Source organism: Methylobacterium sp. 174MFSha1.1, assembly GCF_900116815.1.
Taxonomy (GTDB): Bacteria; Pseudomonadota; Alphaproteobacteria; order Rhizobiales; family Beijerinckiaceae; genus Methylobacterium.
The window spans coordinates 15490-27131 of record NZ_FPCB01000062.1 but is presented as its reverse complement, the minus strand read 5'-3'; the positions used below and the strand labels follow the sequence as shown (position 1 = coordinate 27131).

Sequence of the window (11642 nt, the reverse complement as noted above, 5' to 3'; positions counted from 1 at the left end):
TAGGCTGTAGTGAGGAATTAATGAACACCAGCCTGGCGCAAGGTTGCGGTTGCTGATTGTGGCCGGAGGAGTTCCAGCCATGTCGCAAGATCCCGATGCCCTGACCGACGAGCAATGGGAGCGCCTGAAGGTGCTGGTTCCTGGCGGCCGGAAAGGAACACGCGGACGCCGCGCCGACAATCGGCGTTTTCTTGATGCGCTGCTCTGGATGGCCCGGTCGGGTGGCCGCTGGAAGGATCTTCCGGAGCGGCTTGGCAAACCCGACACGGTCAAGCGGCGCTATTACGACTGGATTGCCCGTGGTGTCTTGGACGAGATGCTGGATGTCCTGGCCCAGGAGGCTGATCTGGACTGGCTGATGCTGGACGCGACGATTGTGCGAGCGCACAGTCAGGCTGCGGGAGCGCGCAAGATTAAAGGGGGGCGGATGCCCAGGGCTTGGGTCGGTCACGCGGTGGTCTGACGACGAAGATCCATACGGCCACGGATGGTCTTGGCTTGCCTGTCCGGCTGATGGGCGGCCCTGGCCAGGAACACGACGTGACACGCGGTTGTGCGTTGCTTGACGGCTTCGAGCCTGGATCCGTGATCGCCGACAAAGGTTATGATGCGGACCGCTTGGTTGAGGTCGTGAGTGCGAGCGGCGCGACGGCGGTAATCCCACCGCGCCGCAACCGCAAAGTCGCACGTGAATTTGATCGCGATGTGTACAAGGAGCGCAACCAGATCGAGCGCTTCTTCAACAAGCTGAAGCAATTTCGGCGGGTGGCCACGCGCTATGACAAATTGCTTGCCAACTACATGGGCTTCGTCAAGCTCGCGGCCATCGCCATCTGGCTCAGATAGTTAATTCCTCACTACGGCCTAGATAGCCTCCTGCCGACTGGGATTCATTATGTATCGATTCTGCAAGTTATGTGATACTTGTATATCATCTGGAACAGCAAGCGATTGTATTATTCAGAGTTCAGGATCGAGTTAATTTTACATTTAATGATTCGTACTCGGAACGCAAAATGCAGCCTGAAATGTCACCCAGTTCATAGATTTCCTATAATTTCTTCTTGCGAATTTTCTATGTATATGTGATGATCATATTTACAATCACATATGGATTTATTGAAGATCTGTGTCAGAGGATATGCAGAAATGAAAAACATAAAAGTTAAATATATAAAAAAAAGCAGCTAAATATGGTGAAAAAGCAACTTATACATCTTTGGAATTTAAAAAATAGATCTAGAGATTACATTCCGGCGAAGAAATTTTTATCGTATACACAGCAAGAAGTAGAAAAAATCAATAAGGGGCATTTCAACTATCCTATTTACAACTGGATGCTAATTATTGATGAATATATATTAACTTTTTCAAACTGTTATATGTCGTACAACCAAGATAACTCAAAATTGTCAAAGCAAGATCTTGTGTTGAAAATCATGATTGGAGCATTGGCCGGACATTTGAATGCTGTAAAATCATTAACTCTTGCCGGCTTCGATATTCAAGCAAAAATTCTTGCGAGAATGATTTCAGAGCATGTAGATTTGATTATTTCCATGAAATTCAATCCTGACCTTTGCGAAGAATTTCATGCTGCAGCCAATGACGGAACAGAAAATACTTTTTGGAATAAAAAGGTTTCTAAACGCAAGCTTCGTGCTGGTATCAAGACTGCAGTGGAGCTACAACACCCTGATTTAATCGATGCATGGAAGGATATAAACACATATGTAACTACAGAAGAAGAAATATTGGGAAAGACAGTTCATCCGTCTTATATTGCAAGCGCATTGGTTAATTTTTCTGGGCCGTCGCTCGGAGGTGGAGGGCTTGGATTTTTTGGCCTAATCGGCCCATGGTCATCAAACACTCTACAATTTATAAATTGTCGAATATTTGAAATGCTACTTCTATGTAAAGACAATATTACGAGAAGTGTGTTGGATAATTTTGATGTTAAATCGCCAGTTCCAAAATCCGATATAGTTGATACAGTTGATTATATTTCATTGGTTTCATTCTGTTTTTTGTGGATAGGGCCGCATATTCGAGATTTAAATTTTGAATTCGAGGACGAAACAATCGAAAATTAAATTCATATAAACATAATTTGAAAAAGATAAATATATTAATTTTAAATTAACTGCTTAGATTGCCAATTTGTTGAGGTAAATGTGAAGCTGAGGCGCTGCTTCCGCACCTCAGCAGCGTTAATACGCGTTCCGGAACGCACTCCTGGCCACCACCGTCATCACCAAAATCCGCAGGTCGAACCACAACGACCAATTGTCGATGTAGAACAGGTCGTGCTCCACCCGGCGCTGCATGTCGGCATCGGTCAGGGTCTCGCCCCGCAGGCCGTTCACCTGCGCCCAGCCGGTGATCCCTGGCCGCACGTTGTGGCGCCGGGCGTAGAGCGCGATGCGCCGCTCGAAGCTGCGGTCGTGGGCCACCGCATGGGGGCGCGGGCCGACCAGCGACATGTCGCCCAGGATCACGTTGAGGAGCTGGGGCAGTTCGTCGAGATTGGTGCGGCGCAGGAAGCGGCCGATCCGGGTGATGCGGTCGTCGTCCCGGGTCGCCTGGCGGAAGGCGGCGCCGACATCCTGGCGCATGCTGCGGAACTTGAACACCCAGAACGCCTCCTGGTTGAAGCCGTAGCGCTTCTGGCGAAACAGGCTCGGGCCGCGGCTGTCGAGCCGGATCAGCACGGCGATCAGGAGCAGCAGCGGCGAGAGCGCGACGAGGGCGAGCGACGCCACGACGAGGTCGAAGGTGCGCTTGGCGGCGATCTCGAGCGCCGTGAGGGGCGCGCGCCCGACATTGATGCCGGTGAGCAGGCCGACCCGACCGAGGCGCACGTCGCTGAACCGGTCCATCACCCGGCCCGGGCGCAGGTGCAGGGCGACCGGCACCCGCAGGAACGCGTCGACGCAGGCTTCGAGGTCCTCGACCTCGGCCCAGGGCACCAGCACGAACACGTCGTCGGGCCGCAGGAAGCGCACGACCGACACGCTCAGGTCGAGATCCTCGGCGAGCTGGACCTTCCGTGCCTCCGGGTCGGTGCCCGGGGCGGCGCTGCGGAGCGTGCTGACGCCGATCACCCGCAGGCCGAGGGCCGCCGTGTCGTGGGTGGCGTAGAAGCTCGCGACGTCCTCCTCGTAGCCGATCAGGTGGATGCGGCGGGCGGAATCGGAGCGGGGGGTGATGAGCCGGCGCACCAGGGCCACGGTGGCGAGGCGGGTGGCGACGAGGACCGGCAGGCCGAGGAGGAAGGTCGTGAGCGTCGCCACGCGGGAATGGTCGCCGGTGGTCTTGCTGAGGAAGCCGAGGACCAGCACCACCGCCCAGGCGCAGAGCCAGAGGCTGACTGTCCGGCGGAACCGGGGCGCGCGGGCGAGGTAGTTCTCGATGCTGTACTCGCCCCGCGCGACGTTCGGCAGCACCACGAACAGGCCGAGGAACAGGCCCACCGCCAGGGCCGGCCCGAGATCGGGCTGCCGCTCGTAGGAGACGAGGTGGTAGATCGTCTCGCAGGCGAGCCCGGTGATGGCCACCGCCGCGAGTTCGGCGAGCGCCGCCCCGCCGGCGATCGCGACGCGCAGGGCCGCCCGGCCGCGGCGCGGCAGGAGCGCGGTCCAGACCGCGCGCGCCTCCGACGAGGCGAGCTGGCTGTCGGCGAGGGGGGTGTCGCCGTCCCCGGGGAACCGTTCGTGTCGCATGGCGAGAAGACCCGTCACCGCTGTCTGTGCCGGCATGGGACGGACCGGACGGGGCCGTGCCGTTTCCGCACGTCCTCCGGGCCGTCGCCGGCTGGTTGCCGTTGAGACAGCAAGCCCGGGACCGGAGGCATCCCAGCCCTGCGGCGGAGGGACGGGACGGCCGCGTGCTGCGGGTGTATGGGAGGCTCGCCGCAGGACCCCGCCGGATCGTCGATGGCCGATCCTCGACGGGACACGCGGCAGGAGCGGTCCGCGCGAGGACCGCCAGGGGAGCGAAGCGGGCGATGGATGCGCGAGCGGGCGAGAGCGGCGTGGCCGTGGAAGCGTCGGTGACCGGGCCGCCGGTGGAGGTTGTGACGAGAGCCGTGCCGCCGGCGGCGGTGGCGAAGGCGGGCCCGACGGCCTTGGTGCTCGGGGGCCTGAGCCTGTCGCACCTCCTCAACGACATGATCCAGTCGCTGCTGCCGGCGATCTATCCTCTCCTGAAACAGGCCTACAGCCTGGATTTCGGCCAGATCGGCTTCCTGACCCTGGCCTTCCAGCTCACCGCCTCGCTGCTGCAGCCGGTGGTCGGGCTGTTCACCGACAAGCGGCCGATGCCGTTCTCGCTCGCCGCCGGCATGCTGCTGTCGCTCTGCGGCCTGCTGCTCCTGTCCCATGCCGGCTCGTACGGCCTCCTGGTGATGGCGGCCTGCCTCGTCGGCCTCGGCTCGGCGATCTTCCACCCGGAGGCCTCGCGCGTCGCCCGCCTGGCGTCCGGCGGGCGCTACGGCCTGGCGCAGTCGGTGTTCCAGGTCGGCGGCAATGCCGGCTCGGCGCTCGGGCCCCTGCTCGCCGCCTTCATCGTGGTGCCCCTCGGCCAGCCGAGCGTGGCGCTGTTCGCGGTCGCGGCGCTCGCCGGGTTCGTGGTGCTGAGCCTCGTCGGGCGCTGGTACCGCGACCGCCTCCGGTCCGGGGCCGCGCGGGGCAAGAAGGGGGGCACGGGCACCCGCGCGCTCCCGCGCGCGAAGGTGGTCGGCACCATCGCGGTGCTGCTGGTGCTGATCTTCTCCAAGTATTTCTACATGGCGAGCCTCAGCTCGTACTTCACCTTCTACCTGATCCACCGCTTCGGCGTGTCGGTGCAGCAGTCGCAGCTCTACCTGTTCGTGTTCCTCGGCGCGGTCGCGGCCGGCACGGTGGTGGGCGGGCCGATCGGCGACCGGTTCGGCCGCAAGGTGGTGATCTGGGGCTCGATCCTCGGCGTCCTGCCCTTCACCCTGGCGCTGCCGCACGCCAACCTGTTCTGGACCGTGGCGCTGACCGTTCCGATCGGCCTGATCCTGGCCTCGGCGATGCCGGCGATCCTGGTCTACGCCCAGGAGTTGCTGCCCGGCCGGGTCGGACTGGTGGGCGGCCTGTTCTTCGGCTTCGCCTTCGGGATGGGGGGCTTAGGGGCCGCGATCCTGGGCGAGGTCGCCGACCACACCAGCATCGAGTTCGTCTATCAGGTCTGCGCCTTCCTGCCGGCGGTGGGCCTGCTCGCGGCGTTCCTGCCGCGGCTCGAAGCGCCCAAGGCGGCCTGAGCGGGCCTCACTGCACCTCGCAGGGGCGGCCGAGGCCGCCCCTGATGATTCGCGGCGCCCGGTCTTCGATTAACCGGTTTTCGCTTGCCCGGCCTTGGCGACGGTCTGGATCGTCTCGAACCCCTCGAATTGCGGGTGGCCGAGATAGAGCGGCTTCGTCCCCGGGGCGCGGCTATGCGCCTTGCGGAACTGCTCGGAGCGGGTCCAGGCCTCGAAATCGGCCTTCGAGGACCAGATCGTGTGCGAGGCGTACAGGATATGGTCCTCCGCCTCCGGCCCGCGCAGCAGGTGGAACTCGACGAAGCCCGGCATCTCACCCAGATGGCTGTCGCGCCCGAGCCAGACCTGCTCGAAGTCCTGGGCGGCGTCCTTGTAGACCTTGAACCGGTTCATGGCGATGAACATGACGGGCATCCCTCTCGGCGTTCTCACGGTCCCCTACTAACGGCCCGGGATGCTCCCGCATCGGGCCGTCGGACCCGCTCGACATCGTCGATGCCGCGCCCGAACATCGGGGAGATCGGGTTCGGCGACAAGGCGGGGATGGAACCACAGGTCTTGGTCGACGACCTGCGGTCTTGCGGGCCCGGCCGGGGAGATGGGAACCCTTGCGCGATCGACAAGGTGACCCGGCAGGGGCAGCCGGAACCCACCGGGCGGCCACCTGCGCCAGCGGTCCTCCTCAGTATTTTTTTCATCTTTGTTCCCTTGGGGAATTCGCTCGGAGCGTGTAGACGTGAGTTGGGTTGCATGGCAGACCCGCATCCGCGTCGTCAGCTTGGCGACAGGGTAGCCTCGAGCGGACGGGGACGAGTGGCTTTCGCTCAAGCCCGGTCCGGAGCGAACGCTCCGGCGGGACGGGCGAGCCGGGATCGGGACGGGCGAACGGGGGAGTGAGCGGGCCGGATGCGAGGCGTCTTCGCCGCCGGCCCGGGGACGAACGTCAGCGAGGGGGCCGGAGCGGGGAGCGCCGGCCGGCGCGGGCATGGACGACGCGGGACGGCGGCCCTCTGGAATTGGGGAGGGGGCTTCCGGCAAGCCAGCACGTGAGATGTTGAGGACCGATGCCCAAGCAAACCACTGAGGTCGACCGTCTCGTCGGAGTCCGCATCACGGCCCTGCGCAAGGCCAAGGGGCTGAGCCAGACAGCCCTGGGCAACGCCGTCGGCGTGACCTTCCAGCAGGTGCAGAAATACGAGAAGGGGCAGAACCGCGTCGGCGCCGGCCGCCTGCGCGAGATCGCCCGGTTGCTCGAAGTGCCGGTCTCGGCGTTCTTCGAGGACCAGACCGGCGGCGAGACCGGCGACGACAACGTGTTCGGCTTCCTGAGCGCCCAGGGCGCGATCGAGCTCCTGCGCGCCTACGTGCAGATCGAGGACGAGCAGCTGCGCCGCGAGGTGCTGGCGATCGTCCGCTCCGCCGCCCGCCTCGGCCGCCATGCCGCCGCGGCGAACGGCGAGGACAGCGCCGCCGCCGAGTAGAGGCGGGGCTGCTTTTCAGCGCAGCCCGACGAGGTGGAAGAAGCTGCCGCTGACCCGGCCGCGCCGGTGCCCGGCGAGGCCCGGGCTGCGGCCTTCCGCGTCCGTCACCTCGGCCAGGGCCTCGTCCGGCCCCGGGGGCGGGGTGAGTTCGCTCGCGTAGTGGAACTCGTGGCCGACCAGGCCCTGCCCGGCGGGCCCGAGCGCGCCGCCGCCGACGAGCGTCGCGATCCGGTAGCCGAGATGCAGGCGGCGCTTCGCGTAGGAGGTCGCGACCGGCAGCAGGCCGGCCATGCGGTGGGTCGTGCCCTCCGCATCCTCCAGGCTCTCGCCCAGCACCATGTAGCCACCGCACTCGCCGTGAACGGGCCTCGTCTCCGCGAAGGCGCGCAGCCCGTCGAGGAAGCGCGATGCGGCGGCGATCCGGCCGGCATGCAGCTCCGGATAGCCGCCGGGCAGCCAGCAGGCATCGCAACCGGCCGGCGGCGCCTCGTCGGCCAGCGGCGAGAACGGCACGATCTCGGCCCCGGCGGCGCGCCAGCCGGCCTCGAGATGCGGGTAGACGAACGAGAACGCCGCGTCGCGCGCGACCGCGAGGCGCTGGCCGGGCGGCGGCAGGTGACCGATCGCCGGCTCCGGAACACGCCCGCCGGCGGCGGCCACCACCGCATCGAGGTCGATCGAGGCCTCCGCCAGATCGGCGAGGCGGTCGAGGCGGGCGTCGAGATCCGCGGTCTCGCCGGCCTGGATCAGCCCGAGATGGCGCTCGGGGAGGACGAGCGCGGCCTCTCGCGGCACGGCGCCGAGCACCGGGACCCCGATCCGGGCCAGCCCCACCTCGACGAGGCGGCGGTGGCGCGGGCTCGCCACCTTGTTGAGGATCACGCCGGCGAGGGTCAGGCGCGGGTCGTAGGCCCGGACCCCGAGGGCGGTGGCGGCGGCCGATTGCGCCGCGCCCGAGACGTCGAGCACCAGCACCACCGGCCAGCCGTAGCGCGCGGCGATGTCGGCATTGGCGCCGCTGCGGCCCTCCTCCGCCACGACGCCGTCGAACAGGCCCATCGAGCCCTCGGCGATCAGGAGATCGGCTTCCGCACCGGCCCGGCCCGCCACCGCGTCGAGGAGGGCGCCGTCCATGGCGAAGCTGTCGAGGTTGTAGCTCGGCCGGCCGGTGGCGGCGGCGTGGAAGGCCGGATCGATGTAGTCCGGCCCGCATTTCGCCCCGGCGACCGAGAGGCCCCGGCGGCGCAGGGCCCGCAGCAGGGCGAGGGTCACGGTGGTCTTGCCGGAGCCGGAACGGGCGGCGGCGACGAGGAGGCCACGGGCGGGGCGTGCGGTCACGACGGGTTCCATTGTCTCGCGCGAACGGCGCGCATTCACCGCGCCGGCCCACGGTGATACCACGCCGCATGGATGCGACACGACCACGGGAGACCCTGCGCCGCGGCTGGACCACCGGCGCCTGCGCGGCGGCCGCCGCCAAGGCGGCCTATGCGGGTCTCGTCACCGGCGCCTTCCCGGACCCGGTCGAGATCCCGCTGCCGAGCGGCGCCCGCCCGGCCTTCGCCCTGGCGCGGACCGGCACGGTCGAGGACGGCGCGCTCGCCGGGGTGGTGAAGGATGCCGGCGACGACCCGGACGTGACCCACGGGGTCCTGGTCCTCGCCACCGTCCGGCGCGGCGCGCCGGGCTCCGGCATCGCGTTCCGGGCCGGGCCCGGCGTCGGCACCGTGACCCGGGCCGGGCTGCCGCTGCCGGTCGGCGAGCCGGCGATCAACCCGATGCCCCGGCGGATGATCGCCGCGGCGATCACCGAGGCGGCGGCCGGCCTCGGCGGTCCGGCGGACGTGGTGGTGGAGATCGCGATTCCCGGCGGCGAGGCGCTGGCCCAGAAGACCCTGAACCCGCGGCTCGGCATCCTCGGCGGCCTGTCGGTGCTCGGCACGACCGGGGTGGTGGTGCCCTATTCCTGCGCCGCCTGGATCGACAGCATCCATCGCGGCGTCGACGTCGCCCGCGCCGGCGCCCTCGACCACGTCGCGGGCGCCACCGGCTCGACCTCGGAGGAGGCGGTGGCCCGCCTCTACGATCTGCCACCGCAGGCGCTGATCGACATGGGCGACTTCGCCGGCGGCATGCTGAAATACCTGCGCCGCCATCCCGTCCCGCGGGTCACGGTGGCCGGCGGCATCGCCAAGATGGCGAAGCTCGGCCACGGCCTCCTCGACCTGCATTCGCGCTCCGGGCCCGTCGACCTCGCCTGGCTGTCGGAGCGCGTGGTGGAGGCTGGCGGCGCGCCCGACGTCGCCCGGCGGGCGGCGGGGGCGAACACGGCTTTGGAGGTGCTGCAGCTGGCGCAAGGAAGCGACCTGCCGCTCGCCGATCTCGTCGCCCGCTACGCCTGGGCGACGGCGGCGAAGGCGCTTTCGGGTTCGGGCAGTTCGCTGGAGGTGGTGGTGTTCGATCGCGACGGCGGGCTCGTCGGGCGGGCGCCGTTCCATCCGGTGGGGTGAGGGGCTTCGCCCTGCTGCGCCGTGGCTCCGCTGGGACTTGGCCGATGCACGTCCGGTCGCGGTCGGAACCCCTGAGCCTGCGCCGGAACAAGTCTGCGCCGGAATGAGAATCATCCCCCAACGTCAGCATGATCGAGCTGCAAAAGTCCGCAGGTTCATGCCATACCCGATCCCGATGCGGCCACGCGATCCGGCGGCGTGACCCGACCTGCATCCGCTGGGGCGGGCGCGCGCCCGGCCGGTTCCGCTGGGGACCCTCATGCGCATCCATGTCGGCTGTGAAATGACCTACGACTTCGCGCACGACACGCCGGTCGTCGCGATGCTGACCGTCCACGCCTCCCGGTTCTCCGATCTCGAGAGGCCGGATTACCTGCTCACGGTGCCGGCCGTCCCCCTGGAAGGGTATCGCGACACGTTCGGGAACTGGTGCAACCGCTTCGTCGCTCCGGCCGGGCGCTTCACGCTCAGGACGGACACGATCGTGCGCGACCATGGCAACTGGGACATGACCGATATGGCGGCGCGACAGGAGGCCGTGCAAAGCCTGCCCGCGGAGACGCTGCTCTACCTGCTCGGAAGCCGGTACTGCGAAACCGATCGCCTGTCGCAGACGGCCTGGGACCTGTTCGGGGCCACGGAGCCGGGATGGGCGCGGGTGCAGGCGATCTGCGACTACGTGCACGACCGCATCGGCTTCGGCTACGAGCATTCGCGGTCGACCCGCACGGCGTTGGACGCCTTCGAGGAGCGGCGCGGCGTGTGCCGCGACTACGCCCACCTGGCAATCGCCTTCTGCCGCTGCCTCAACATCCCGGCCCGCTACTGCACGGGCTACATCAGCGACATCGGCCTGCCGCCGCCGCATTCCCCGGGGGATTTCGCGGCCTGGATGGAGGTCTATCTGGGCGGCCGCTGGCACACGTTCGATCCGCGCAACAACAGCCCGCGCATCGGCCGGATCCTGATCGCCTACGGCCGCGACGCGGCCGACGTCCCCCTGACGCTCACCTTCGGGCCGAACACCCTCGTGGACTTCACGGTGACGACCGAGGAGGCGCAACCGGTCGCCACGTGACCGGCCTCCGGATCACGGCCCGTGACCGGCTACGCGCTCATCCGGGCGTGGTCGAATGTTCGCCGGGACCGGCCGGAGCGGCGACGGCCCCGCCTGGCCGGAACCGCCGGTCGTAATCCGCCGCGTACAACGCGCTCTCGCGAAACGTCGTCGCCCCGAGCGCCGGGCCGACCAGGATCAGCGCCGTGCGCTCCAGCCCGGCCGCGGCGACCTGCCCAGCGATATCGGCGAGGGTTCCGCGCAGGACCCGTTCGTCCGGCCAGGTGGCACGGAAGACCACCGCGGCCGGGCAATCCGGGCCGTAATGCGGGATCAGCTCGGCTACGACCGCCTCGATGACGTGGATCGACAGGTGCACGGCGAGCGTCGCGCGGGTCGCCGCGAAGGCGGCGAGGCGCTCGGTCTCCGGCATCGCCGAGGCGCGCCCACTCGTGCGGGTCAGCACCACCGATTGCGCCACCTCCGGCACCGTCAGCTCGCGCCCGAGCACGGCGGCCGCCGCCGCGAAGGACGGGACCCCCGGAGTGAGGTCGTAGGGGATGCCGAGGCGGTCGAGGCGGCGGGTCTGCTCGGCGACCGCGCTCCAGATCGAGAGGTCGCCCGAATGCAGCCGCGCCACCTCGAGACCGGCCGCGTGGGCAGCCGCCATCTCGGCGACGATCGCATCGAGGGAGAGGGGTGCGGTGTCGACGATTCGGGCGCCGGGCGGGCACCAGGACAGGATCTCCGGTGCCACGAGCGAGCCGGCATGGAGGCAGGCCGGGCAGCGGGCGATGAGGTCGCGGCCGCGCACTGTGATGAGGTCGGCCGCGCCGGGGCCGGCGCCGATGAAGTGGATCATGACGAAAGGGCGTCTCCGCTGGCGGCGAGGGCGCAGGTGGCGCCCGCCGAGGCGATGCGGGGCAGGACGAGGCGGCCATCGGGCCCGGCGGCTGCGAGGGCCGCCGCCTCGGCCAGCGAGCCGACGCCGCGCAGCGCCTCGATGCGGACCGAGCGGGTGACGACCCGCCGGCCGGCGTCGCGCAGGGCCTCGACCCCGATGGCGACGAGGGGCACGCCGAGGGACTCGGCCGCCTCGACGATGGCCCGGTCGCCGGCCCGGTCCGCGGCGGTGGCGAGGGCGGCGAGCTGCGCGCCCGGCATGTCGGCCTGGCGCAACGCGTCGGCCACCAGCGCCAGGATCTCGTCGGCCGCGGTGGCGTGGCGGAAGCCGATGCCGGCGACGAGCGAGCGAGGCGATTCGACCGCGGTCGTACGGGTGGGGCCGTGCAGGAGCGCCGGCG

11 protein-coding genes are annotated in these 11642 nt (G+C 67.4%); 6 read left to right on the top strand and 5 right to left on the bottom strand.

Annotation, left to right across the window (positions count from 1 at the left end):
- The first annotated feature begins 79 nt into the window (after positions 1 to 79).
- Together BM430_RS32175 and BM430_RS34395 are read left to right on the top strand one after the other, a co-directional pair.
- Positions 80 to 846 (top strand): IS5 family transposase gene (locus BM430_RS32175; protein ID WP_093569542.1). Its coding sequence is split into 2 segments (ribosomal slippage): positions 80 to 428 and positions 428 to 846, totalling 768 coding nucleotides; the frame shifts between segments, so codons are not numbered across the junction.
- A 347-nt stretch (positions 847 to 1193) separates the two neighbouring features.
- Positions 1194 to 2096, top strand: a complete 903-nt coding sequence (locus BM430_RS34395) for a hypothetical protein (RefSeq protein ID WP_143132195.1) — start codon at positions 1194 to 1196, stop codon at positions 2094 to 2096.
- Positions 2097 to 2213: 117 nt separating this feature from the next.
- Here BM430_RS34395 and BM430_RS32170 read toward each other — a convergent pair whose 3' ends face one another.
- On the bottom strand, positions 2214 to 3761 hold the full coding sequence (locus BM430_RS32170) for an undecaprenyl-phosphate glucose phosphotransferase (RefSeq protein WP_244539762.1): 1548 nt from the start codon (positions 3759 to 3761) through the stop codon (positions 2214 to 2216).
- A gap of 248 nt (positions 3762 to 4009) precedes the next feature.
- On the opposite strand from BM430_RS32170, the gene BM430_RS32165 reads away from it, so the two are divergent.
- A complete protein-coding gene (locus BM430_RS32165) occupies positions 4010 to 5290 on the top strand; it encodes an MFS transporter (protein ID WP_093571264.1) in 1281 nt (426 codons plus the stop codon).
- Between the two features lie 69 nt (positions 5291 to 5359).
- On the opposite strand, the gene BM430_RS32160 is transcribed toward BM430_RS32165, so the two are convergent.
- Positions 5360 to 5695 (bottom strand): heme-degrading protein HmuQ, encoded by a 336-nt coding sequence (locus BM430_RS32160; RefSeq protein ID WP_093571269.1) that lies wholly within the window; start codon positions 5693 to 5695, stop codon positions 5360 to 5362.
- Between the two features lie 659 nt (positions 5696 to 6354).
- Here BM430_RS32160 and BM430_RS32155 point away from each other — a divergent pair.
- Positions 6355 to 6771: a helix-turn-helix domain-containing protein gene (locus tag BM430_RS32155; RefSeq protein ID WP_093571263.1), complete on the top strand. Its 417-nt coding sequence runs from the start codon at positions 6355 to 6357 to the stop codon at positions 6769 to 6771.
- 15 nt (positions 6772 to 6786) lie between these two features.
- Here BM430_RS32155 and BM430_RS32150 read toward each other — a convergent pair whose 3' ends face one another.
- Positions 6787 to 8121, bottom strand: a complete 1335-nt coding sequence (locus BM430_RS32150; RefSeq protein ID WP_093571262.1) for a cobyrinic acid a,c-diamide synthase CobB — start codon at positions 8119 to 8121, stop codon at positions 6787 to 6789.
- A gap of 56 nt (positions 8122 to 8177) precedes the next feature.
- Here BM430_RS32150 and BM430_RS32145 point away from each other — a divergent pair, with 56 nt between their 5' ends.
- Together BM430_RS32145 and BM430_RS32140 are read left to right on the top strand one after the other, a co-directional pair.
- Entirely contained in the window at positions 8178 to 9281 is a 1104-nt protein-coding gene (locus BM430_RS32145; protein WP_093571261.1) for a cobalt-precorrin-5B (C(1))-methyltransferase, read from the top strand.
- A 259-nt stretch (positions 9282 to 9540) separates the two neighbouring features.
- Positions 9541 to 10359 carry a transglutaminase-like domain-containing protein gene (locus tag BM430_RS32140; RefSeq protein ID WP_093571260.1) on the top strand — a complete coding sequence of 273 codons (819 nt, stop codon included), beginning with the start codon at positions 9541 to 9543 and terminating at the stop codon, positions 10357 to 10359.
- A gap of 37 nt (positions 10360 to 10396) precedes the next feature.
- Here BM430_RS32140 and cobM read toward each other — a convergent pair whose 3' ends face one another.
- Complete coding sequence (cobM, locus tag BM430_RS32135; protein ID WP_093571259.1) at positions 10397 to 11200, bottom strand: precorrin-4 C(11)-methyltransferase; 804 nt, start codon at positions 11198 to 11200, stop codon at positions 10397 to 10399.
- Positions 11197 to 11631 (bottom strand): cobalamin biosynthesis protein, encoded by a 435-nt coding sequence (locus tag BM430_RS32130; protein WP_244539764.1) that lies wholly within the window; start codon positions 11629 to 11631, stop codon positions 11197 to 11199. Before BM430_RS32130 ends, cobM begins: the two co-directional genes overlap by 4 nt.
- Between the last annotated feature and the right edge of the window lie 11 nt (positions 11632 to 11642).